This is a genomic window from Pseudomonas sp. P867 (genome assembly GCF_019891455.1).
GTDB lineage: Bacteria > Pseudomonadota > Gammaproteobacteria > Pseudomonadales > Pseudomonadaceae > Aquipseudomonas > Aquipseudomonas synxantha_A.
The window spans coordinates 209,163-233,180 of the sequence record NZ_JAFLXB010000009.1; the positions used below are offsets into that span (position 1 = coordinate 209,163).

Annotated in this window: 21 protein-coding genes; 7 read left to right on the forward strand and 14 right to left on the reverse strand. The window is 59.3% G+C overall.

The genetic code is table 11. The features are described from left to right. Window positions 1-6 precede the first annotated feature (6 nt). The 10 genes from J1G33_RS18050 to J1G33_RS18095 form a co-directional block, all read right to left on the reverse strand. Window positions 7-420: an NADH-quinone oxidoreductase subunit A gene (locus J1G33_RS18050; RefSeq protein ID WP_003192109.1), complete on the reverse strand. Its 414-nt coding sequence runs from the start codon at window positions 418-420 to the stop codon at window positions 7-9. Between the two features lie 637 nt (window positions 421-1,057). After that, the gene (gene aceA, locus J1G33_RS18055) at window positions 1,058-2,383 is read right to left on the reverse strand and encodes an isocitrate lyase (protein ID WP_003174717.1); all 1,326 of its coding nucleotides are present in this window, start codon (window positions 2,381-2,383) and stop codon (window positions 1,058-1,060) included. Window positions 2,384-2,877: 494 nt separating this feature from the next. Beyond that, window positions 2,878-3,615, reverse strand: coding sequence for a secretin N-terminal domain-containing protein (locus J1G33_RS18060; RefSeq protein WP_223018498.1), 738 nt, complete (start codon window positions 3,613-3,615; stop codon window positions 2,878-2,880). A 230-nt stretch (window positions 3,616-3,845) separates the two neighbouring features. Then, on the reverse strand, window positions 3,846-4,268 hold the full coding sequence (locus J1G33_RS18065; protein WP_032880619.1) for a GNAT family N-acetyltransferase: 423 nt from the start codon (window positions 4,266-4,268) through the stop codon (window positions 3,846-3,848). After that, the gene (locus J1G33_RS18070; RefSeq protein ID WP_005789108.1) at window positions 4,261-5,427 is read right to left on the reverse strand and encodes a cupin domain-containing protein; all 1,167 of its coding nucleotides are present in this window, start codon (window positions 5,425-5,427) and stop codon (window positions 4,261-4,263) included. Before J1G33_RS18070 ends, J1G33_RS18065 begins: the two co-directional genes overlap by 8 nt. 83 nt (window positions 5,428-5,510) lie before the next feature. Then, window positions 5,511-6,881 (reverse strand): adenylosuccinate lyase, encoded by a 1,371-nt coding sequence (gene purB / locus J1G33_RS18075; RefSeq protein WP_005789106.1) that lies wholly within the window; start codon window positions 6,879-6,881, stop codon window positions 5,511-5,513. 125 nt (window positions 6,882-7,006) lie between these two features. Next, window positions 7,007-7,630 carry a high frequency lysogenization protein HflD gene (gene hflD / locus J1G33_RS18080; protein WP_017137510.1) on the reverse strand — a complete coding sequence of 208 codons (624 nt, stop codon included), beginning with the start codon at window positions 7,628-7,630 and terminating at the stop codon, window positions 7,007-7,009. Next, window positions 7,627-8,751 (reverse strand): tRNA 2-thiouridine(34) synthase MnmA, encoded by a 1,125-nt coding sequence (gene mnmA / locus J1G33_RS18085; RefSeq protein WP_223018499.1) that lies wholly within the window; start codon window positions 8,749-8,751, stop codon window positions 7,627-7,629. The genes hflD and mnmA overlap by 4 nt, the downstream gene beginning before the upstream one ends. Before the next feature lie 59 nt (window positions 8,752-8,810). Then, window positions 8,811-9,257, reverse strand: a complete 447-nt coding sequence (locus J1G33_RS18090) for an NUDIX hydrolase (RefSeq protein WP_223018500.1) — start codon at window positions 9,255-9,257, stop codon at window positions 8,811-8,813. Between the two features lie 204 nt (window positions 9,258-9,461). Beyond that, window positions 9,462-11,687, reverse strand: a complete 2,226-nt coding sequence (locus tag J1G33_RS18095; RefSeq protein WP_005789097.1) for an NADP-dependent isocitrate dehydrogenase — start codon at window positions 11,685-11,687, stop codon at window positions 9,462-9,464. Window positions 11,688-12,180: 493 nt separating this feature from the next. On the opposite strand from J1G33_RS18095, the gene icd reads away from it, so the two are divergent. Beyond that, window positions 12,181-13,437: an NADP-dependent isocitrate dehydrogenase gene (icd, locus tag J1G33_RS18100; RefSeq protein ID WP_005789095.1), complete on the forward strand. Its 1,257-nt coding sequence runs from the start codon at window positions 12,181-12,183 to the stop codon at window positions 13,435-13,437. A gap of 74 nt (window positions 13,438-13,511) precedes the next feature. Here icd and J1G33_RS18105 read toward each other — a convergent pair whose 3' ends face one another. Beyond that, window positions 13,512-13,793, reverse strand: coding sequence for a cold shock domain-containing protein (locus J1G33_RS18105; RefSeq protein ID WP_050549411.1), 282 nt, complete (start codon window positions 13,791-13,793; stop codon window positions 13,512-13,514). A gap of 218 nt (window positions 13,794-14,011) precedes the next feature. On the opposite strand from J1G33_RS18105, the gene clpS reads away from it, so the two are divergent. Together clpS and clpA are read left to right on the forward strand one after the other, a co-directional pair. Then, the gene (clpS, locus tag J1G33_RS18110; protein ID WP_005789091.1) at window positions 14,012-14,380 is read left to right on the forward strand and encodes an ATP-dependent Clp protease adapter ClpS; all 369 of its coding nucleotides are present in this window, start codon (window positions 14,012-14,014) and stop codon (window positions 14,378-14,380) included. A gap of 29 nt (window positions 14,381-14,409) precedes the next feature. After that, complete coding sequence (gene clpA, locus J1G33_RS18115) at window positions 14,410-16,680, forward strand: ATP-dependent Clp protease ATP-binding subunit ClpA (RefSeq protein ID WP_032880624.1); 2,271 nt, start codon at window positions 14,410-14,412, stop codon at window positions 16,678-16,680. Between the two features lie 247 nt (window positions 16,681-16,927). On the opposite strand, the gene infA is transcribed toward clpA, so the two are convergent. The 3 genes from infA to aat all read right to left on the reverse strand — a co-directional run bounded on the left by infA (window position 16,928) and on the right by aat (window position 18,691). Continuing rightward, the gene (gene infA, locus J1G33_RS18120; RefSeq protein ID WP_002553999.1) at window positions 16,928-17,146 is read right to left on the reverse strand and encodes a translation initiation factor IF-1; all 219 of its coding nucleotides are present in this window, start codon (window positions 17,144-17,146) and stop codon (window positions 16,928-16,930) included. A 100-nt stretch (window positions 17,147-17,246) separates the two neighbouring features. Continuing rightward, the gene (locus J1G33_RS18125) at window positions 17,247-17,954 is read right to left on the reverse strand and encodes an arginyltransferase (protein WP_005789087.1); all 708 of its coding nucleotides are present in this window, start codon (window positions 17,952-17,954) and stop codon (window positions 17,247-17,249) included. A gap of 56 nt (window positions 17,955-18,010) precedes the next feature. After that, entirely contained in the window at window positions 18,011-18,691 is a 681-nt protein-coding gene (gene aat, locus J1G33_RS18130) for a leucyl/phenylalanyl-tRNA--protein transferase (protein WP_005789086.1), read from the reverse strand. 499 nt (window positions 18,692-19,190) lie between these two features. On the opposite strand from aat, the gene J1G33_RS18135 reads away from it, so the two are divergent. The 4 genes from J1G33_RS18135 to crcB are packed head-to-tail and all read left to right on the forward strand — an operon-like array spanning window position 19,191 to window position 24,003. Beyond that, complete coding sequence (locus tag J1G33_RS18135; protein WP_005789085.1) at window positions 19,191-21,599, forward strand: DNA translocase FtsK; 2,409 nt, start codon at window positions 19,191-19,193, stop codon at window positions 21,597-21,599. Window positions 21,600-21,655: 56 nt separating this feature from the next. Next, a complete protein-coding gene (lolA, locus tag J1G33_RS18140) occupies window positions 21,656-22,279 on the forward strand; it encodes an outer membrane lipoprotein chaperone LolA (RefSeq protein WP_223018501.1) in 624 nt (207 codons plus the stop codon). Between the two features lie 27 nt (window positions 22,280-22,306). Further along, a complete protein-coding gene (locus J1G33_RS18145) occupies window positions 22,307-23,629 on the forward strand; it encodes a replication-associated recombination protein A (RefSeq protein WP_124412556.1) in 1,323 nt (440 codons plus the stop codon). Then, on the forward strand, window positions 23,629-24,003 hold the full coding sequence (crcB, locus tag J1G33_RS18150) for a fluoride efflux transporter CrcB (protein WP_005789082.1): 375 nt from the start codon (window positions 23,629-23,631) through the stop codon (window positions 24,001-24,003). Before J1G33_RS18145 ends, crcB begins: the two co-directional genes overlap by 1 nt. The last annotated feature ends 15 nt before the right edge of the window (window positions 24,004-24,018 follow it).

A 24,018-nucleotide genomic window follows, 5' to 3' on the forward strand; every position in this document is an offset into this window, starting at 1 on the left:
AAAGCCTCATTGTTTCAGCTTCGCCTGCCGCTTGCGACGAGCTTCCGGAGCCCAGTCAAGGGCGCCCACTCGGAACAGGTAGACAAGACCTGCCAACAGAATTGCTATGAAAACGAGAGCTTCGACGAATCCGGTCCAGCCGCTTTCGCGGACGGACACAGACCATGCAAAGAGAAAGAGGGCTTCGATATCGAAGATCACGAAGAGCATCGCGACCAGATAGAATTTGGCTGAGAGCCGCAAGCGGGCGCCACCTGTAGGTAGCATGCCGGACTCGAACGGTTCGTTTTTGCTGCGGCCCCAGGCTTTTGACCCGAGTAGGCTGGAGACGCCAAGCATGAAGGCGCAAAGGCCCACAACACCGAGGAGGAAAATGGCAAAGCCCCAGTTGTGGGCCATGAGTCCTGTCGCGTCGGTCATGCTGGAAATCCTTAACAGAGAGCAAAGGTCTCTGAGCTCGAAAAAGTAACGATGCAGTGACGATATGTCGCACTGCAATCAATCGCGGTGATTTTATGGCTAAACACCGGGCAAGTAAAATTCCCAGGGCGAAATTATTCGGTGGAATAAGCACATAGTGCACCTTCTTGGGGCTGTAGCCCTTGTACCGTGGGCATTAGCGGGCTTTTCATCAATTATGTTTTGTTTAAGCTGCAACGAAGTTTTCAGGCGCCAAATGATAATGAATATTGTTTGCGTGGGGTTTAAGCGATTGTTTCTCATGTGGCGGGGGAAGTTGCCGTTACTTGCTTGAGTGTCGCTTAGTTGTCGCAACGGTTCTTTTAACCGATTGGATGTGTGCGAATACCGCTCTGGATCAATGTTTTGCGCAAAATTCCTTGTGGGAGGGGGCTTGCTCCCGATAGCTGAGTATCAGCCAACCCAACTGTTGCTGATCCACCGCTATCGGGAGCAAGCCCCCTCCCACATTTGGTCCGCAGTGCATCGGTAGGTTTTGTGCAGGCAAAAAAACGCCCCGAACCAGTCGGGGCGTGATTGTTGTGCGGCACTGCGGTTAGGTCTTCCCTGGGGCCGCAGTGGCCGTGTACTCAGTGGATCAGTGGAACTGCTCTTCTTCGGTCGAACCGGTCAGCGCGGTCACGGACGAGGTGCCGCCCTGGATCACGGTGGTCATGTCGTCGAAGTAGCCGGTACCCACTTCCTGCTGGTGCGCCACGAAGGTGTAGCCTTTGGCGGCGTCAGCGAATTCCTGCTCCTGCAGCTTCACATAGGCAGTCATGTCGTTGCGGGCGTAGTCATGCGCCAGGTTGAACATGCTGTGCCACATGTTGTGAATGCCGGCCAGGGTGATGAACTGGTGCTTGTAGCCCATTGCCGACAGTTCACGCTGGAACTTGGCGATGGTCGCGTCGTCCAGGTTCTTCTTCCAGTTGAAGGAAGGCGAGCAGTTGTAGGACAGCAGTTGGTCCGGGTATTCCTTCTTGATCGCTTCGGCGAAGCGACGAGCTTCGTCCAGGTCCGGCTTGGCGGTCTCGCACCAGATCAGGTCGGCGTACGGCGCGTAGGCCAGGCCGCGGGCAATGGCCTGGTCGAGGCCGGCGCGGACTTTATAGAAACCTTCCTGAGTACGCTCGCCAGTCACGAACGGCTGGTCGTACGGGTCGCAGTCCGAGGTCAGCAAGTCTGCCGCGTTGGCGTCGGTACGGGCCAGGATGATGGTCGGTGTACCGGCAACGTCAGCGGCCAAACGCGCAGCGGTCAGCTTCTGTACGGCTTCCTGGGTCGGTACCAGTACCTTGCCACCCATGTGGCCGCATTTCTTCACTGACGCAAGCTGGTCTTCGAAGTGCACGCCGGCAGCGCCTGCCTCGATCATGCTCTTCATCAGCTCGTAGGCGTTGAGTACGCCGCCGAAACCGGCTTCGGCATCAGCCACGATTGGCGCGAAGTAGTCGATGTAGCCTTCGTCACCCGGGTTCTTGCCGGCTTTCCACTGGATCTGGTCGGCACGACGGAACGAGTTGTTGATGCGCTTGACCACGGTTGGAACCGAGTCCACCGGGTACAGCGACTGGTCGGGGTACATGGATTCAGCGGAGTTGTTGTCCGCTGCCACTTGCCAGCCGGACAGGTAGATCGCCTGGATGCCGGCTTTTACCTGTTGGACTGCCTGGCCGCCAGTGAGGGCGCCCATGCAGTTGACGAAATCTTTGTCGGGACGGAAGGACGGCTTGGCACCTTGGGTGACCAGGTTCCACAGCTTCTCGGCGCCGAGTTTTGCAAAGGTGTGCTCAGGTTGGACCGAGCCACGCAGGCGGACGACGTCAGCAGCGGAATAAGCGCGGGTCACGCCTTTCCAGCGTGGGTTTTCAGCCCAATCTTTTTCAAGGGCTGCAATTTGCTGTTCGCGTGTCAGTGCCATGGGGAAAAACCTCGTCGCATAGGTCTAGGTGGAAAATTCCATTTGCCAGCCACGTAGAAAGTGCGTGGTGATGGCTGCTCGCTGACCAGAAGCTTGGGTGTTCAAGTCAAGTTCGGCGGGGTAGGCGACGGGATGAACGATTGGCTCAAGGCGGAGTTGAGCAGGTAAGGGCAAACTGCAAACGGTCTTCGGGCGTCGTGGGCCTTTGTACGATTCATCAGTGCGTAGCCGGGTTACCTGGTTAGCTTCCGTCCCTCGGGACAACTTCGTTCCAGTCGCAACCTCGTCCAACGTGCCTTGTGGGCGGTACAGACACGAATCGGCTCAGGTGGGTAACTTGGAGCGGCGATCCGAAGGCCCTTGCCAGGGCCCCTGATTAGCGGGAGCGAGGCCATCATGCCCATGCTTTTTTGGATCGTCAAATGTTTTGTAGTGCTTTTTTCAAGGCACTACATCTTTGGTCTAATACGACTCGCCAGTCAGTTTTTGGTGCTTCAGTTCAGGGTGTCGACCTTGACCCGCACCGTCAGGTCATCGCGGCCCTGAGTAGAGTAGCTGCGGGTTGTAGAAGATTTGTCGGCCTGGGTTTCGCCATTGATGCCTGCCAGGGTAATCCATTCGCCCAAGCGTCCGCTGACGGTTGTGTCGGTGCTCTGCACGTTCACTACATCAGGACGTTCCTGGCTCATACGGTCACGGTTGGTACTGATAGCCAGGTGTACGGTCTCGCCGGTGACGCTGGCGGTGACGTAAAAGCCCTGGGTGACGTTGCGATACTGGGTCTGGTTCTGCAGGCGGCCATAGCCATCCTGGTGCGTGGTGGTCAGCGGTACGCTCTGGCCGATCTGAATAAGCGCCGGCACGCCTTCGCTGGCCTGGATCTGCTGGATGCCGCCATCGCGGCTGACGGTGCCATAGCTGATGATGCGGGTCTGGCTGTCGCCGCTGTTCTGCTGGTTGGTTTCGTTGGTGTCGACGGTGATCAGCAGGCGCTTGGCCGGCGTGTCCAGTTGGGAGAGCAGGGTACGCAAGCCCTCGATCTTCGCAGGGTCGGCGTTAACAATAAGCTGGTTGCCGTAGGCGCTGACGGTGCCGTCCTTGCCGATGAAGTTCTGCGCCACGGGCAGTAGGTCGGCGCTGGTGCGGTTGCTCAGGTTGACGACCTCGGTGGCAGCCAGGGCCGAAACACTGGCGGTCAGGAGCAGGGCGGTGAGCAGGGTGCGTAGGGACATGTCCGTTATCTCTGCGAGTCATTTGGCTTGATAGTGCCAGTTTGTCGGCCTGGCGGGGCGCAAGTTGAATCGTAGACGGCAAAATGCCCTGGCAGGCAGGGCATTTTGAGGTGTTGCTGATATGGCTATCGGGAGCAAGCCCCCTCCCACATTTTGACCGCATTTCAACGGATGGACTCAGTCAAATGTGGGAGGGGGCTTGCTCCCGATATAGGCGACTCGGTCTTGAGTCAGCCCCCGCGCACCATATCCACATGCGGAATCCCGACTTCAAGAAACTCATCGCTGACGATCTTGAAACCCAACCGCTCATAAAACGGCGCCGCATACACCTGCGCACTGAGGAACTGCCGGGTCTGGCCGCGCTTTTCAGCCACTCCAATCACCGCTTCCATCAGCTTGTCGCCCACCTTCAGCCCGCGCCAGTCCTTGAGCACCGACACGCGACCAATCTCGCCGCTGGGCAGCAGGCGTGCGGTACCAATCGGAAAGTCGCCTTCGAATGCGAGGAAATGCATGGCGCCAGCGTCGTCCGCATCCCACTCGAGCTCGGCTGGAACCGATTGCTCGGCGATAAATACCGCTTCACGAATGCGCCGAATCTCGTCGATATCCTTTCGCCAGTCCGCGACACTTACGTGAATCTTATTCATCCGCGAACCCCAGGCTGCCTTGCTTGACCAGTTCGCACAGCAGGTCGCGGCCGTCTTCGTCGGCCAGCCATACGCTGAGGTTTTCGCTGTGCAGTGCGTCGGCCGAGCACACCAGCTTCAGCAGTTCACGCAGCTTGCCGGGCAGGTAACGGCTCTGGCCGCTGGCGAACAGCAATACATCGTCGTCGACTTCAGACCAGGCCAGGCGCGCGCTTGGGTTGCGTACCAGAATCGCGCCATCTTGCAGGCTGTTGATGAAGTCTTCTTCGCCCAGCTCTTCACCAGCGACCAGTTCCGGGTAGCGCGGCTCGGTCATGAACTGGCCGAACCAGGTCAGCAACATGCGCTCGTCGCTCATGTGCTCAGCCAGCAGACCCTTGAGGCGATCCAGAGCGTCGACCTGAATCTGGTGTGGGTCGCTGACCGGCTGGGCGTCGGCGTCGGTGTAGCGCTCTTCGTCAGTCAGGTACTGGCTGAGGAAGTCGGTGAAGTGGGTCAGCACTTCGGCGGCGCTCGGGGCGCGGAAACCCACCGAGTAGGTCATGCAATCGTCTTCGGCAATGCCGAAGTGCGCCAGGCGCGGTGGCAGGTAGAGCATGTCGCCTGGCTCCAGCACCCATTCGGCGCTTTCTTCGAATTCGGCGAGGATGCGCAGGTCAGCGTGTTGCAGCAGCGGGCTTTCGGAGCTGCACATCTGGCCGATCTTCCAGTTGCGCTTGCCCTGGGCTTGCAGCAGGAACACATCGTAGTTATCGAAGTGCGGACCGACGCTGCCGCCGGGCGCGGCGAAGCTGATCATCACATCGTCGATACGCCAGCTTGGGAGGAAACGGAAGTGCTCCAGCAGTTCGGCGACTTCCGGCACGAACTGGTCGACCGCCTGCACCAGCAGGGTCCACTCACGCTCTGGCAGGGCGCTGAAGGCATCTTCGGCGAATGGGCCGCGACGCAGTTCCCACGGGCGCTCGCCGTGTTCGATCACCAGGCGCGATTCGACTTCTTCTTCCAGGGCCAGGCCTGCCAGTTCGTCGGCGTCGATCGGGCTTTCGAAGTCAGGGATGGCCTGACGGATCAGCAGGGGTTTCTTCTGCCAGTAGTCGCGCAGGAATTCCCGTGCCGTGATGCCGCCCAGAAGTTGAAGAGGGATATCAGGATTCATGTGTAACCTATTGAAAAAAAGCACTTTTAAGACTGGAATAAAAACGCCCGGCGCGGCCGGGCGTCTCAAGGGTCTTGCGGTAATCAGATGCGCTTGGCTTGCTCTACAGCGTTACCGATGTAGTTGGCCGGGGTCAGCAGTTTCAGCTCGGCCTTGGCGGCAGCTGGCATGTCCAGGCCGTCGATGAAAGTCTGCAGCGCTTCAGAGGTGATCCCCTTGCCGCGTGTCAGTTCTTTGAGTTTTTCGTACGGGTTTTCGATGTTGTAGCGACGCATCACGGTCTGGATCGGCTCGGCCAGGACTTCCCAGCATGCATCCAGGTCAGCGGCGATTTTCTGCTCGTTGAGCTCAAGCTTGCTGATGCCTTTGAGGCTGGCTTCGTACGCGATCACGCTGTGGGCAAAGCCTACACCGAGGTTGCGCAGTACGGTGGAGTCGGTCAGGTCGCGCTGCCAGCGAGAGATCGGCAACTTGCTGGCCAGGTGCTGGAACAGCGCGTTGGCGATGCCGAGGTTGCCTTCGGAGTTCTCGAAGTCGATCGGGTTGACCTTGTGCGGCATGGTCGACGAGCCGATTTCACCGGCAATGGTGCGCTGCTTGAAGTAGCCCAGGGAGATGTAGCCCCAGATATCGCGATCGAAGTCGATCAGGATGGTGTTGAAGCGCGCAATCGCGTCGAACAGCTCGGCAATGTAGTCGTGGGGTTCGATCTGCGTGGTGTAAGGGTTGAAACCCAGGCCCAGTTCGTCTTCGATGAAGGCGCGGGCGTTGGCTTCCCAGTCGATCTCGGGGTAGGCCGACAGGTGGGCGTTGTAGTTGCCCACGGCGCCGTTGATCTTGCCCAGCAATGGCACGGCGGCCACTTGAGCGATCTGGCGCTCCAGGCGGTACACCACGTTGGCCAGCTCTTTGCCCAGGGTGGTCGGCGAAGCCGGCTGGCCGTGGGTGCGCGAGAGCATCGGCACATCAGCGAAACGGATCGCCAGTTCACGGATAGCGTTGGCGGTCTGGCGCATCAGCGGCAGCATCACGTCATCACGGCCTTCGCGCAGCATCAGGGCGTGGGACAGGTTGTTGATGTCCTCGCTGGTGCAGGCAAAGTGGATGAATTCGCTGACCTGGGCCAGTTCCGGCAGCTTGGCCGCTTGCTCTTTGAGCAGGTACTCGATGGCTTTGACGTCGTGGTTGGTGGTGCGCTCGATCTCTTTCACACGCTCGGCGTGCTCCAGGGAGAAGTTTTCCGCCAGGGTGTTCAATACAGCGTTGGCCTCGGCGGAAAACGCCGGCACTTCGCCGATGGCAGGGTGAGCGGCCAGGCGCTGGAGCCAGCGCACTTCAACCAGTACACGCGCACGGATCAAACCGTATTCGCTGAAAATAGGGCGCAGGGCCTGGGTTTTGCCGGCGTAGCGGCCGTCAACAGGGGAAACCGCAGTGAGCGAAGAGAGCTGCATGGGGTGTTCTCGGACAGTCGGGCAACGAAATGGGGCGCGTATCATACATGAAAAAATCCGCCGGTCCGTTGCCAACTGACCGGCGTATTACGCGTAACGGCTTGAAAATGGCCTGCTGATGCGACTTATTCGTTGCGCATCAACGGGTAAAGCTCTTTGAGCAATTTGCGTCGGCTGATCACCAGTTGCCAGCGATGTCCGCCCAACTGCCGCCACAACCGCGCCGAACGAATGCCGGCCAGGAGCAACGCGCGGATCTTCGAGGCGTTATTGGGTTGCTGCAGGTTGCGCATGTCGCCGTGCACCTGGATGCGCTGGCGCAAGGTGCTCAAGGTGTCCTGGTAAAGCGCCCCGCAGGCCGCGATTACGTTCTCGTGGGCCGGGCCGAAGTGCTCAACCTGGGACTGGATTTGCGGCAGGCGCTTGCCGATGGTTTCCAGCAGGTCGTCGCGCTTGGCTAGCTGCCGTTCCAGGCCGAGCATCGACAGGGCGTAGCGCAACGGCTCGCGCTGCAGGGTGCTTGGGTCGCGTTCGAGGGCGCCGATCAGGGCGCGATAACCTTCACGCAGGGCCAGGTCGTCGCCACCGTAGACTTCCAGAGTGTCCTTGGGGTCGCGGATCAGCAGGCTGCCGAGCATACAGGTCAGGCCTGCCTCGGTGACCTGGCCGGTCTTGGCGATCTTGTCCACCAGTACGGCGGCCAGGAATACCCCGCCAAGCGCCGTCAATTGCTCCTGGGTCGGGCTCATGCCGGATGGCTCCAGGCTTGCGCAACTTCAATCACGCCGCCGCCCAGGCAGATTTCGCCGTCGTAGAACACCACGGATTGGCCTGGGGTGACCGCACGTTGCGGGTCGTCGAAGGTCGCGCGGTAACCTGTGGCGGTTTTTTCCAGGGTGCACGGCTGGTCGCTCTGGCGATAGCGCACTTTGGCGGTCAGGCGGCGTGGCGTGCTCAAGTCGATCGGGTTGACCCAGTAGATCTCGGAAGCGAGCAGGGCGCCGGAGAACAGCAGCGGATGTTCGTTGCCCTGGCCGACCACAAGCACGTTGTTTTGCAGATCCTTGACCAGCACGTACCAAGGCTCTTCACCTGCGTCTTTCAGGCCGCCGATGCCCAGGCCCTGGCGCTGGCCAATGGTGTGGTACATCAGGCCATGGTGACGGCCGATCACTTCGCCGTCAGTGGTCTTGATCTCGCCCGGCTGCGCCGGCAGGTACTGCTTGAGGAAATCGCTGAAGCGGCGCTCGCCGATAAAGCAGATCCCGGTGGAGTCTTTCTTCTTGGCGGTGGCCAGGCCGTGTTGCTCGGCGATCTTGCGCACTTCGGGCTTTTCCAGTTCGCCGACCGGGAACAGGGTCTTGGCAATCTGTTCACCGCCGACGGCGTGCAGGAAGTAGCTCTGGTCCTTGTTCGGGTCCAGGCCCTTGAGCAATTCGGTGCGGCCATCGATATCGCGACGGCGCACGTAGTGGCCCGTGGCAATCAGGTCGGCGCCAAGCATCATGGCGTAGTCGAGGAACGCCTTGAACTTGATTTCGCGGTTGCACAGGATGTCCGGGTTCGGCGTGCGGCCGGCCTTGTATTCGGCCAGGAAGTGCTCGAACACGTTGTCCCAGTACTCGGCGGCGAAGTTGGCAGTGTGCAGCTTGATGCCGATCTTGTCGCACACGGCCTGGGCGTCCGCCAGGTCGTCCATGGCGGTGCAGTATTCGGTTCCATCGTCTTCTTCCCAGTTCTTCATGAACAGGCCTTCCACCTCATAACCCTGCTCCATGAGCAGAACGGCGGAAACGGAAGAATCCACGCCGCCGGACATGCCGACGATGACGCGCTTCTTTTGTGTGTCAGAAGGGGCTGGATCACGCATAGGGTTTCAACGGGTGTCTTGAAAAAGGACGCGATTCTATCAGGCCCGAGCCGCTAAGGCTAAAGAGAAGGGCGGATCAATTCGAGACTGTGCCGGTGGCCGGCCAGATAATCATCGATACAGCGGATGATCAGCTCGCTGCGCCAGTCATCGCGCACGGTCATCAGCTCGTCACGGGTCAGCCAGCGGGCGCGCAGGATGCCTTCGTCGAGTTGATAGTCCGGGTGATGTTTCAGCGCCTTGGCGATAAAGCATACGCGCTGATAGGTCACGCCATTGCTCGGTGCGGTGTACAGGTAAATGCCGACGATGCCAGTGGGCTCGACATCCCAGCCGGTTTCTTCGAGGGTTTCACGCACCGCGGCCTCGGTGAGGGTTTCGTTCGGGTCCAGGTGGCCGGCGGGCTGATTGAGTACGGCGCGGCCGCTCTTGAGTTCTTCAACCATCAGGAAGCGGCCGTTGTCTTCGACGATGGTGGCGACGGTGATGTGGGGGAGCCAGGTCATTGCAAACCTCGGTATCGGGAAGGTGACTCGGTCAATGTGGGAGCTGGCTTGCCTGTGATGGCGGTGGGTCAGCTGCACCTGTATGAACTGACAGACTGTAATCGCAGGCAAGCCAGCTCCCACATTTGATTGGGTTTCTTCAATGAAGTCCCTACAAACAGAAACCCCGGCACTGGGCCGGGGCTTCTTTGCATCCTTACAACCTTACTTCAACTTGGCAATTGCCGCATTGAGGGTGTTGCTTGGGCGCATGGCCTTGCTGGTCAGCTCGGGGTTCGGCGCGTAGTAGCCGCCGATGTCCACAGGCTTGCCCTGTACCGCGTTGAGCTCGGCAACGATGGTTGCTTCGTTCTCAGCCAGGGTTTTTGCCAGTTCGCCGAACTGCGCTTGCAGTGCAGCGTCTTCGGTCTGGGCGGCCAGGGCTTGGGCCCAGTACAGCGCCAGGTAGAAGTGGCTGCCGCGGTTGTCGATGTTGCCGACTTTGCGCGATGGCGACTTGTTGTTGTCCAGGAACTGGCCGGTAGCCTGGTCCAGGGTCTTGGACAGTACCAAGGCTTTGGGGTTGTTGTAGGTCACGCCCAGGTGCTCAAGGGAAGCGGCCAGGGCCAGGAACTCGCCCAGGGAGTCCCAACGCAGGAAGTTTTCTTCCAGCAGCTGCTGAACGTGCTTGGGAGCCGAACCGCCAGCGCCGGTTTCGAACAGGCCGCCGCCGTTCATCAGCGGCACGATCGACAGCATCTTGGCGCTGGTGCCCAGTTCCATGATCGGGAACAGGTCGGTCAGGTAGTCGCGCAGCACGTTGCCGGTCACCGAAATGGTGTCCAGGCCCTTGCGGGTGCGCTCCAGGGTGAACTTCATCGCATCGACCGGGGCCATGATGCGGATGTCCAGGCCTTCGGTGTTGTGGTCTTTCAGGTACGCCTGAACTTTCTCGACCACTACGCCATCGTGAGCGCGCTTGGGGTCCAGCCAGAAAATAGCCGGGGTGTTGCTGGCACGGGCACGGTTGACGGCGAGCTTGACCCAGTCCTGGATCGGCGCGTCTTTGGTCTGGCACATGCGGAAGATGTCGCCGGCCTCGACTTTCTGTTCCATCAGCAGGTTGCCCTGGCTGTCGGTGACGCGAACAACGCCGTCAGCCTTGATCTGGAAGGTCTTGTCGTGGGAGCCGTACTCTTCGGCTTTCTTGGCCATCAGGCCAACGTTTGGCACGCTGCCCATGGTGGTCGGGTCGAAGGCGCCATTGGCCTTGCAGTCTTCGATGACCGCCTGGTAGATGGTGGCGTAGCAGCGATCCGGGATCACAGCCTTGGTGTCGTGCAACTGGCCGTCGGTGCCCCACATCTTGCCGGAGTCACGGATCATGGCCGGCATCGAGGCGTCGACGATCACGTCGCTCGGCACGTGCAGGTTGGTGATGCCTTTGTCGGAGTTGACCATCGCCAGGGCAGGACGAGCGGCGTAGACGGCCTGGATGTCGGCTTCGATCTGCGCTTGCTGGTCGGCCGGCAGGGCCTTGATGCGGGCATACAGGTCGCCGATGCCGTTGTTCAGGTTGAAGCCGATCTGCTCAAGCACGGTAGCGTGCTTGGCCAGGGCATCTTTATAGAACTCGGCAACGATCTGGCCGAACATGATCGGGTCGGAGACCTTCATCATGGTGGCTTTGAGGTGAACCGACAGCAGCACGCCTTGCTTCTTGGCGTCTTCGATTTCAGCAGCGATGAAGCTGCGCAGCGCTTTCTTGCTCAGCACGGCGGTGTCGATGATCTCGCCGGCCTGGACGCTGGTCTTTTCTTTCAGGACGGTGGTGGTGCCGTCCTGAGCAACCAGCGCAATTTTGACAGCATCGGCGGCTTCGATCTGTACGGCTTTTTCGCTGCCGTAGAAGTCACCATTGCTCATGTGGGCAATGTGCGACTTGGAGTCGGCAGCCCAGGCGCCCATCTTGTGCGGGTGCTTGCGTGCGTAGTTCTTGACCGACAGCGGCGCGCGGCGGTCGGAGTTGCCTTCGCGCAGTACCGGGTTCACGGCGCTGCCCTTGACCTTGTCGTAACGTGCACGGGTTTCTTTTTCCGCGTCGGTGGTTACGGTTTCCGGGTAGTCCGGCAGGGCGTAGCCCTGGGCCTGCAGTTCCTTGATCGCGGCTTGCAGCTGCGGGGTCGAGGCACTGATGTTAGGCAGCTTGATGATGTTGGCTTCAGGGGTTACGGCCAGGTCGCCCAGTTCGGCGAGGTGGTCCGGGATAGCCTTGGTGCCCAGTTGCTCGGGGAAGCTTGCGAGGATGCGCCCTGCGAGGGAGATGTCGCGGGTTTCAACGGCAATATCAGCGGAAGCCGTGAAGGCCTCTACGATAGGCAACAGTGAATAGGTGGCGAGGGCTGGAGCTTCGTCGGTGAAGGTGTAGATGATCTTCGAGCGGGTGGGCATATTCGGATTAACTCTCTTCTTTGCTGAAAGCGTGCGCAGAAACTCGAGATGCGCCGGGTGGAGCGCGTTCGTTCAAAGTCATCCATGAGCGAAATGTCGAGGTTTCTTCGCGGTGATGTTGGGTTGCATCAGTCGAGCGTCAAGCGTTTGGACTATTGTAATAGTCCTGCTTTCTGGCTGAAGGCTACTGTCTAGAGCGGTCAACCGTCGTGACTCTTTGGTCAGCGGCGGCATTATACATAGGTCGCTATGCTTACGCAGAGCCTTCATACAAAAGGTGTGTCGTCCATTGGTCTAAAGGTCGCAGGGGCGGGGTTGCGCCGAAAGTTGAATGATGTGCTCAAGATTGGCACTTTTCCCTTTGCTTTCAGGCTTGTAGGCGACAATTTATGCTGTTTTCGATGCAAATGAGCATGGCGCGAGGTTTCGGTCGCCATTTATCTGGAGTAGGCTCGAACGCAGCCAGATGTTCAATCCATAGATGGAGTTCAGCATGGGATACAAGAAGATTCAGGTTCCGGCAGTCGGCGACAAAATCACCGTCAATGCAGACCATTCTCTCAATGTTCCTGACCAACCGATCATCCCCTATATCGAAGGTGACGGTATTGGCGTCGACATCAGCCCGGTGATGATCAAGGTAGTCGACGCAGCTGTTGAAAAGGCTTACGGCGGCAAGCGCAAAATCTCGTGGATGGAGGTGTATGCCGGCGAAAAGGCGACCCAGGTCTACGACCAGGACACCTGGTTGCCCCAGGAAACCCTGGACGCGGTCAAGGATTACGTGGTGTCCATCAAGGGCCCGCTGACCACGCCGGTCGGGGGTGGTATTCGCTCGCTGAACGTGGCTCTGCGTCAGCAGCTCGACCTGTATGTGTGTCTGCGCCCGGTGCGCTGGTTTGAAGGCGTGCCCAGCCCGGTCAAGAAGCCAGGCGATGTGGACATGACCATCTTCCGTGAGAACTCCGAGGATATTTACGCGGGTATCGAGTGGAAAGCCGGTTCGCCTGAGGCGATCAAGGTGATCAAGTTCCTCAAGGAGGAAATGGGCGTTACCAAGATCCGTTTCGACCAGGATTGCGGGATTGGCGTCAAGCCGGTGTCGAAAGAGGGTACCAAGCGCCTGGCGCGCAAGGCCCTGCAGTATGTAGTCGATAACGACCGCGACTCGCTGACCATCGTGCATAAAGGCAACATCATGAAGTTCACCGAAGGTGCCTTCAAGGAGTGGGCCTACGAAGTGGCGGCTGAAGAATTCGGCGCGACGCTGCTCGATGGCGGCCCGTGGATGCAGTTCAAGAACCCCAAGACCGGCAAGAATGTGGTGGTCAAGGATGCGATTGCCGATGCCATGCTCCAGCAGATCCTGCTGCGTCCGGCTGAGTATGATGTGATTGCCACGCTCAACCTCAATGGTGACTACTTGTCCGATGCCTTGGCGGCGGAGGTTGGTGGTATTGGTATCGCGCCGGGAGCCAACCTGTCGGACACCGTGGCGATGTTCGAAGCCACTCACGGTACTGCGCCCAAGTATGCGGGCAAGGACCAGGTCAACCCGGGTTCATTGATTCTGTCGGCAGAAATGATGCTGCGTCATATGGGCTGGGTCGAGGCGGCTGACTTGATCATCAAGGGCACCAATGGTGCGATTTCTGCCAAGACCGTGACCTATGACTTTGAGCGCCTGATGGATGGCGCTACGTTGGTGTCGTCGTCGGGCTTTGGTGATGCGCTGATCAAGCATATGTAAGCAGGCAGAGAAAACCGGCCGCCCTGATGATTCGGGGTGGCCGGTTTGCTTTCAATGCTTTGTTCAATAATTGATCAGGCGTGTTGCTTTTTTGAATGTAAGTCGGTGTTTCTGCTTTTCTTTTCGACGTTCGTAGTGGCAGGCGTATCAACGAGAACGATATTCGTGGCCTGCATACCCTTTGGGCCTTGAACGATATCAAAGGTGACAGGCTGATTCGCTTTCACCGTTTTGTAGCCTTCCACTTGAATCGCCGAATAATGCGCAAAAAGGTCTTCAGTCTTGCCGTCTTCATTGATGAAGCCGTACCCCTTGGCATTGTTGAACCACTTGACCTTACCACTAGCCATTCCCATATCCCTCTGCACCAGACTCCATCACTGGAGTATCATCCAGTTTATCCGTCCTAACCCGAATAAATAAGGTTGACTGCGCGGACCTTTTTTACCCACTGTGGGCTCTATTGGTTGTAACACCGATTTGCCGATAGTCAAGGCGACCAGTCGGTCAGAGTTGAAATTCTGACAGCTCGCCCCCACCACTGTAATTGAACCACTGACGAACCTTTCTTTCCATGCATGCAAATAGCCAGATTCGACTAACATTCAATCAGGATCGCCCGGATCAGGAACATGACGACGACGGTTCTGCAGGCATTGCTGTTCAGGAGGCCAAGCCTGCTTTACAGGCACCGCCGATGTACAAGGTGGTTTTGTTCAATGATGACTACACACCGATGGATTTCGTCGTCGAAGTGCTCGAGGTGTTTTTTAACCTGAACCGCGAGTTGGCGACCAAGGTAATGCTGGCCGTTCACACAGAAGGACGGGCAGTATGTGGAGTGTTTACCCGCGACATCGCCGAGACAAAGGCCATGCAGGTCAACCAGTACGCCAGGGAAAGCCAGCATCCGCTACTCTGTGAAATCGAGAAGGACGGTTAACGCCGACCACTTGGGTATGAGGTGAAGCTATGTTAAACCGCGAGCTCGAAGTCACCCTCAATCTTGCCTTCAAGGAGGCTCGTTCGAAGCGTCATGAGTTCATGACCGTCGAGCACCTTTTGCTGGCACTTTTGGATAATGAAGCTGCCGCCACCGTTCTGCGTGCGTGCGGCGCCAACCTCGACAAACTCAAGCATGATCTGCAGGAGTTTATCGACTCCACCACGCCACTGATCCCCGTGCATGACGAGGACCGCGAGACCCAGCCAACCCTGGGCTTCCAGCGGGTATTGCAGCGTGCTGTCTTCCACGTACAGAGCTCCGGTAAGCGTGAGGTCACAGGCGCAAACGTGCTGGTGGCAATTTTCAGCGAACAGGAAAGCCAGGCCGTGTTTCTGCTCAAGCAGCAGAGCGTTGCCCGTATTGATGTCGTCAATTACATCGCCCACGGTATCTCCAAGGTGCCCGGGCACGGCGATCATTCCGAGGGTGAGCAGGATATGCAGGACGACGAGGGCGGTGAGTCTTCTTCTTCAAGCAACCCGCTGGATGCCTATGCCAGCAATCTCAATGAGATGGCGCGACAGGGGCGGATCGATCCGCTGGTCGGGCGTGAGAGCGAGGTCGAGCGTGTAGCGCAGATTCTCGCGCGGCGTCGCAAGAACAACCCGTTGCTGGTGGGTGAGGCGGGCGTGGGTAAAACCGCGATTGCCGAAGGCCTGGCCAAGCGCATTGTCGACAACCAGGTGCCGGACCTGCTGGCAAACAGCGTCGTCTACTCTCTTGACCTGGGCGCATTGCTCGCCGGGACCAAGTACCGTGGCGATTTCGAGAAGCGCTTCAAGGCGCTGCTCGGCGAGCTGAAAAAACGCCCGCAGGCGATCCTGTTCATCGACGAGATCCACACCATCATTGGTGCCGGTGCGGCCTCCGGTGGGGTGATGGACGCCTCCAACCTGCTCAAGCCATTGCTGTCTTCGGGTGATATCCGCTGCATCGGCTCAACCACCTTCCAGGAGTTTCGCGGCATTTTCGAAAAAGACCGTGCCCTGGCGCGACGCTTCCAGAAAGTCGACGTGTCCGAGCCTTCGGTTGAAGACACCATTGGCATCCTGCGTGGGCTCAAGGGGCGTTTTGAAGCGCACCACGGCATCGAGTACACCGATGAGGCCCTGCGTGCGGCGGCCGAGCTGGCGTCGCGCTACATCAATGACCGGCACATGCCGGACAAAGCCATCGACGTGATCGACGAGGCGGGCGCCTACCAGCGCCTGCAGCCGGTCGAGAAGCGTGTGAAGCGTATCGATGTGCCTCAGGTCGAGGACATCGTGGCGAAGATCGCGCGGATTCCGCCAAAGCACGTCACCAGTTCCGACAAGGAGCTGCTGCGTAACCTGGAGCGCGATCTCAAGCTCACTGTGTTCGGTCAGGATGCGGCGATCGACTCGCTGTCCACGGCTATCAAATTGTCCCGCGCGGGCCTCAAGTCGCCGGACAAACCGGTCGGTTCGTTCCTGTTCGCAGGGCCTACCGGCGTCGGCAAGACCGAGGCGGCGCGGCAGTTGGCCAAGGCCATGGGTATCGAGCTGGTCCGTTTCGACATGTCCGAGTACATGGAGCGTCACACCGTGTCGCGCCTGATCGGTGCGCCGCCGGGCTATGTCGGTTTCGATCAGGGCGGCTTGTTGACCGAAGCGATCACCAAGCAGCCGCATTGCGTACTGCTGCTCGATGAAATCGAAAAGGCTCACCCGGAAGTCTTCAACCTGCTGTTGCAGGTCATGGATCACGGGACGCTGACCGATAACAACGGGCGCAAGGCGGACTTCCGTAATGTGATCGTGATCATGACCACCAACGCCGGTGCTGAAACTGCTGCGCGAGCGTCTATCGGCTTCACGCATCAGGATCACTCTTCCGATGCAATGGAAGTGATCAAGAAGAGCTTCACGCCGGAGTTCCGCAACCGTCTGGACACCATTATCCAATTTGGTCGCCTCAGCCATGAGGTTATCAAGAGCGTGGTGGACAAGTTCCTCACCGAGCTTCAGGCGCAGTTGGAAGACAAGCGCGTGCAGCTGGATGTGACGGAAGCGGCTCGCAGTTGGATCGCAGAGGGCGGCTACGATGCGGCAATGGGCGCTCGCCCAATGGCGCGTCTGATCCAGGACAAGATCAAGCGGCCGCTGGCCGAAGAGATCCTGTTCGGCGAACTCTCCGACCATGGCGGCGTGGTGCATATCGACCTGAAGGACGGCGAGCTGACCTTCGAGTTCGAGACCACGGCAGAAATGGCCTGATCGCTGTGCAGCAACACAAAAAGGCGCCGAAAGGCGCCTTTTTGCTGACTTGAAATGCAATTCTCAGAACAATCGAGATCCAATGCGGGAGGGGGCTTGCTCCCGATAGCAGTGGTTCAGCAACAGCTTAGTTGCTTGGCCCACTGCTATCGGGAGCAAGCCCCCTCCCACAGGGATTTGTGTTGTTGGGGCAAATGGCGCACACACAAAAACGCCCGGCATAACCGGGCGTTTTGTATTGACTTGCTTAGCGAGCGCGGTAAGTGATGCGCCCTTTGCTCAAGTCATAGGGCGTCAGCTCGACGCGCACTTTGTCACCGGTAAGAATACGAATGTAGTTCTTGCGCATCTTGCCGGAGATATGCGCGGTTACGACGTGCCCATTTTCCAACTCCACACGAAACATGGTGTTGGGCAGGGTGTCGACGACAGTGCCTTCCATTTCGAAGCTGTCTTCTTTCGACATGCAGTAAAGCCCTCGGTATCCAGTGAATGGCCCGGTGCAACTGCGCCAGGCAAAAGCGGCGTGCATTGTGCCCGAAAAAGAGGGTTCAAGCCAAGGGGTTCTAGTTAAGTGTGACCCATCTTTGATTAATCAGCAGCTCAATGGGCCGATATTGGGTCTTGTAGTTCATCTTTTTGCAGTTCTTGATCCAGTATCCGAGGTACACCGCTTCCAGTTCCAGGCGCAGCGCTTCACCTATTTGCCAGAGGATCGCAAAGCGCCCGAGGCTGCGGCGTTCCTCTTCGGGTTCATAGAAGGTGTACACCGCCGACAGGCCGTTGGGCAGCAGGTCGGTCACCGCCACGGCCAGCAGCCGTCCATCGAGGCGGAACTCGTAGAAGCGCGAGAACGGCAGGTCACGTACCAGGAAGGTGGAAAACTGATCACGGCTGGGCGGGAACATGTCGCCATCGGCATGGCGTTGCTCGATGTAGCGCTGATAAAGATCGAAATACTCTTCGCTGTACTGCGGCTTGACCGCGTTTACCGTCAGGTCGGCGTTGCGTTTGAGGATGCGTTTCTGATTGCGATCGGGCAAAAATTGCGCGGCAGGGATGCGCGCCGGCACACACGCGTTGCAATTCTGGCAGTGAGGTCGGTACAGATGATCGCCGCTGCGCCGAAACCCCATCTCCGAGAGGTCGGCGTACACATGCACGTCCATCGGCTGGCTGGGATCGAGGAACAGCGTGGTGGCCTGCTCATCGGGCAGATAGCTGCAAGAGTGGGCTTGAGTGGCATAGAACTTCAAGCGCGCCAGCTCGGTCATGATCAACCCTCGGGATAAGCTTTGGAATAAGTGTAAGCCAGGTAGGCGAAAGTCGCCTACGAAACCCACGGTCCAGAGCTGGGTTGGTCCAAATGCTTGCGCAGCAAGTCAGCGAAGTCGCTGCGCGGTATGGCGCGGGCGCCCAGGCTGTGCAGGTGGTCATTGGGCATCTGGCAGTCGATCAGCACGAAGCCCCACGCCTGCAATTGACGGGTCAATGTGGCGAAACCGAATTTCGAGGCGTTGTCGGCGCGGCTGAACATGGATTCGCCAAAAAACAGCTGGCCCATCGCCAGGCCATACAGGCCACCTACCAGTTCGCCCTGGTCCCACACTTCCACGGAGTGGGCGTAGCCGCGCTTGTGCAGCGCCAGGTAGGCGTTCTGGATGCCCTCGGTGATCCAGGTGCCGTCCGCGTAGGCGCGCGGTGCAGCGCAGGCCTGGATGACGGCGGCGAAATCCTGGTCGAACGTCACGGTATAACGCTGTTGGCGCAGCAGTTTGCCGAGGCTGCGGGACACATGCAGTTCGTCGGGGAAGATCACCGTGCGTGGGTCGGGTGACCACCAGAGGATAGGCTGGCCTTCGGAGAACCACGGAAAGCAGCCATGGCGATAGGCCTGGATCAGGCGTTCGGCCGACAGGTCGCCACCGGCGGCGAGCAGGCCATTGGGTTCGCGCATGGCCTTGGCCAGGGGCGGGAAAGTCAGGTTGTCGCGTTGTAACCAGGTCAGCATGGCATCCAGGCTTACGGAAGGGGAGGGGAGTGGCAGACAAGGCATCTGCCGCATAAGCGTTGATTATTGTCGACCCGGCGCCAAGGGGCCAGCCCGATTAAGCCGTGAGGCCGGATTAGCATGAGCGGGTGTTTCTGCAACTCTGCGCATAAGGCGCGGTCGTAATCGGGGCTGGCACATGCCAGCCATTTGCCAAGTTTGCCTGGATTGCCAGATACAGCTCATAAGCCTTTGTCAGCAAAGGCAATGCATGCTCAAATTGAACAGGCTTTGACACTTCGATTGCCAAGGCTGCCAGGTGGAGGGCAAGTGTGTGGCATCGCGCACGCAAACCCGTACAATGCGCCCATTGTGGCGTTATCGCCATTTCACCTATCCGTGACCTGGTGTTAAAAGTAGATTCAGCAACATACGTTCATTTTTCAGCTGCTCGGGATAGGGCAGTCATGTGTAGTCATTCAACAGATGGACGCGCTAAAGGCGCAGGAAAAGACCCGTTTTGAAGAAATCCGCCGCAGCACCCAAAGCAGCAGTCGTACCGGCCTGGCGCCAGCACCTGCATTACCGACTCAAGGAAGGCGCACTGATTGCCATCGGTGCCCTGTGCCTGTTCCTGATGATGGCCTTGCTCACCTATGGCAAGGACGATCCAGGCTGGAGCCATAACAGCAAGATCGACGACGTGCAGAATTTCGGTGGGCCGGTAGGGTCCTACAGCGCCGATATCCTGTTCATGATCCTGGGTTATTTCGCGTACATTTTCCCGCTGCTGCTGGCGATCAAGACCTGGCAGATCTTCCGCCAGCGTCACGAGCCGTGGCAGTGGAGCGGCTGGCTGTTTTCCTGGCGCCTGATCGGCCTGGTGTTCCTGGTGCTGTCCGGCGCGGCGCTGGCGCATATTCACTTCCATGCACCCACCGGCCTGCCGGCGGGTGCGGGCGGGGCGCTGGGCGAGAGCCTCGGTGACCTGGCGCGGCGCACGCTGAATATCCAGGGCAGCACCTTGATGTTCATCGCGCTGTTCCTGTTCGGCCTCACGGTCTTTACCGACCTGTCATGGTTCAAGGTGATGGACGTGACCGGCAAGATCACCCTTGATCTGTTCGAATTGTTCCAAGGCGCCGCCAACCGCTGGTGGGCTGCCCGTGTGGAGCGCAAGCAGATGGTTGCGCAGCTTCGCGAGGTGGACACTCGTGTCAACGAGGTGGTGGCCCCAAGCACCCCGGACCGGCGCGAGCAGGCCAAGGTCAAGGAGCGCTTGATCGAGCGTGAGCAAGCCCTGAGCAAGCACATGTCGGACCGCGAGAAGCAGGTGCCGCCGGTGATCGCGCCGGCACCGCCCAAGGCGCCGGAACCCAGCCATCGCGTACAGAAAGAGAAACAGGCCCCGCTGTTTATCGACAGCGCCGTCGAAGGCACCTTGCCGCCGATCTCGATTCTCGACCCGGCAGAAAAGAAACAGCTCAATTATTCCCCCGAATCCCTGGCGGCCGTTGGCCATCTGCTGGAAATCAAGCTCAAGGAGTTCGGCGTCGAAGTGTCGGTGGATTCGATCCATCCCGGCCCGGTGATTACCCGTTACGAAATCCAGCCGGCCGCCGGTGTCAAAGTCAGCCGCATTTCCAACCTGGCCAAAGACTTGGCCCGTTCCCTGGCCGTGACCAGCGTTCGCGTGGTGGAAGTGATCCCGGGCAAGACCACCGTGGGTATCGAGATTCCCAACGAAGACCGCCAGATCGTGCGTTTCTCCGAAGTGCTGTCGACCCCCGAGTACGACAATTTCAAATCGCCGGTCACCCTGGCCCTCGGCCATGACATCGGCGGCAAGCCGGTGATCACCGACCTGGCGAAAATGCCTCACCTGCTGGTAGCCGGTACCACCGGTTCCGGTAAGTCGGTGGGTGTGAACGCAATGATCCTGTCGATCCTGTTCAAGTCCGGGCCGGATGACGCCAAGCTGATCATGATCGACCCGAAGATGTTGGAGCTGTCGATCTACGAAGGTATTCCGCACCTTCTCTGCCCAGTGGTTACCGACATGAAGGACGCCGCCAACGCCCTGCGTTGGAGCGTTGCCGAGATGGAGCGCCGCTACAAGCTGATGGCCAAGATGGGCGTACGTAACCTGTCGGGCTTCAACGCCAAGGTCAAGGAAGCCCAGGACGCCGGCGAACCGCTGACCGACCCGCTGTACAAGCGCGAAAACATTCACGATGAGGCACCGCTGCTGACCAAGCTGCCGACCATCGTGGTGGTGGTCGACGAATTCGCCGACATGATGATGATCGTCGGCAAGAAGGTCGAAGAACTGATCGCGCGTATTGCCCAGAAGGCACGTGCCGCCGGGATTCACTTGATCCTCGCGACTCAGCGCCCGTCGGTGGATGTGATCACCGGCCTGATCAAGGCCAACATCCCGACACGCATGGCGTTCCAGGTATCGAGCAAGATCGACTCACGGACCATCATCGACCAGGGTGGCGCCGAGCAACTGCTGGGCCACGGTGACATGCTCTACATGCCGCCGGGCACCAGCCTGCCGATTCGCGTTCACGGTGCCTTTGTGTCCGATGACGAAGTACACCGCGTGGTCGAAGCCTGGAAACTGCGCGGCGCCCCGGAATACAACGACGACATCCTCGCAGGCGTCGAAGAGGCCGGCAGCGGTTTTGACGGTGGCAGCGGCGGTGGCGACGATGATGCCGAAACCGACGCGCTGTACGATGAGGCCGTGGCCTTCGTGCTGGAAAGCCGTCGCGCCTCTATCTCCGCAGTGCAACGCAAGTTGAAAATCGGCTACAACCGCGCTGCCCGCATGATCGAAGCCATGGAACACGCCGGCGTCGTCACTGCAATGAACACCAACGGCTCGCGTGAAATCATCGCCCCCGGGCAGATGCGCGACTGACCCCGGTGCCGCGTGGTAACACGCGGCACCGCCCTGACTACTCAATGAGGACTCCCATGCGCTTTATCCGCATGCTGTTGTTGCCGGCACTGGCCCTGACCGCTGTTTCGGCTCACGCTGACCCGGCTTCCGTCGCCAGCCTGAAGAATCTGTTGGACAAATCCCAGACCCTGACCGCGCGCTTCTCCCAACTGACCCTGGATGCCGGTGGCACCCAGTTGCAGGAAACCGCCGGTGAGATGGCTGTGCAGCGCCCTGGGTTGTTCTACTGGCATACCGAAGGCAAGGCTGAGCAGACCATCGTTTCCGATGGCCAGAAGGTCACCCTGTGGGACCCGGACCTGGAACAGGCGACCATCAAGAAGCTCGATCCACGCCTGAACCAGACACCCGCACTGCTGCTGTCGGGTGACGTGTCGAAAATCAACGACAGCTTCGACATCACTTCCAAACAGACCAGCAACGTGATCGAGTTCACCCTCAAGCCAAAATCCAAGGACACGCTGTTTGACACGCTGTCCCTGTCGTTCGGCAACGGTGTGATCAATAACATGCGCCTGGTCGACAGCGTTGGCCAGCGCACCGATATCCTGTTTTCCGGGGTCAAGGCCAACCAGCCGGTGCCCGCGTCCAAGTTCAAGTTCGCCATCCCCAAGGGTGCCGACGTGATCCAGGAATAACCTGCCGAGAGGTTTCAAGCGCTGCCCATGGATCTGTTTCGAAGTGACCCGATTGCCCAGCCCCTCGCCGCACGCTTGCGTTCGACCAACCTGGATGAGTACGTCGGTCAGGAACACCTGCTCGCTCGCGGCAAGCCCTTGCGCGAAGCGCTGGAGCAGGGCGCGCTGCACTCGATGATTTTCTGGGGCCCGCCGGGCGTGGGCAAGACCACCCTGGCGCGGCTGCTGGCGAAAGTCTCGGATGCCCACTTTGAAACGGTCTCGGCGGTGCTTGCCGGGGTCAAGGAAATCCGCCAGGCGGTGGAAGTCGCCAAGCAGCAGGCCGGCCAGTACGGCAAGCGCACCATCCTGTTTGTCGACGAAGTGCATCGCTTCAACAAGTCGCAGCAGGATGCGTTCCTGCCGTATGTTGAAGACGGCACCTTGATCTTTATCGGCGCCACCACTGAAAACCCTTCGTTTGAACTCAACAACGCCTTGTTGTCGCGAGCGCGTGTCTACGTGCTCAAAAGCCTGGACGAGGCGGCGATGCAAAAGCTGCTGCAGCGGGCCTTGAGTGAAGACAAGGGCCTGGGCAAGCGCCATCTGAGCGTCAGTGAAGAAGGCTTCAAGATCCTGCTCACCGCCGCAGATGGCGATGGCAGGCGTTTTCTCAACCTGCTGGAAAACGCTTCGGACCTGGCTGAAGACGGCGGTGAAATTGGCGTCGATCTGCTGCAAAGCCTGCTGGGTGATACGCGCCGGCGCTTCGACAAGGGCGGTGAAGCTTTCTACGACCAGATTTCCGCGCTGCACAAGTCCGTGCGCGGCTCCAACCCGGACGGTGCGCTGTACTGGTTCGCACGCATGATCGACGGCGGTTGCGATCCGTTGTACCTGGCCCGTCGCGTGGTGCGCATGGCCAGCGAAGACATCGGCAATGCCGACCCGCGAGCCCTGAGCCTGTGCCTGGCGGCCTGGGAGGTGCAGGAGCGCCTCGGCAGCCCGGAAGGCGAGTTGGCGGTGGCCCAGGCCATCACCTACCTGGCCTGCGCACCGAAAAGCAACGCGGTGTACATGGGCTTCAAGTCGGCGCTGCGAGCGGCGGCTGAACATGGTTCGCTGGAAGTGCCGATGCACTTGCGCAACGCGCCGACCAAACTGATGAAGCAGCTGGGTTACGGTGACGAATATCGCTACGCTCATGACGAACCGGATGCCTATGCAGCCGGCGAAGACTACTTCCCCGATGCTCTGGAACCGTTGCCGCTCTACCAGCCAGTGCCCCGTGGGCTGGAGCTGAAGATCGGCGAAAAGCTCAACCATCTGGCCCAACTCGACCGTCTCAGCCCCCGTCAGCGGAGAAAGTAGTGCTCAAGACGATTCTTGCCGTGTCCGCAGCCGGCATCGCTGGTACATTATTGCGTTTCGCCACCAGCACCTGGGTCAGCGCCCAGTGGCCGAAGCATTTTTATGCGGCGACCCTGGCAGTCAACCTGGTGGGCTGTTTGATTATCGGGCTGTTGTACGGCTGGTTCCTGTTGCGCCCGGAAGTGCCGATTGAAATTCGCGCCGGCTTGATTGTCGGTTTTGTAGGCGGTCTGACGACCTTTTCATCCTTTTCACTGGATACGCTGCGGCTGCTGGAAAGCGGGCAGGCCCTGGTCGCCTTCGGGTACCTGGGCATCAGCGTATTCGGCGGGCTGCTCGCCACCTGGGCCGGCCTGTCCTTGACCAAACTTTGATAACGAGAGACCGAC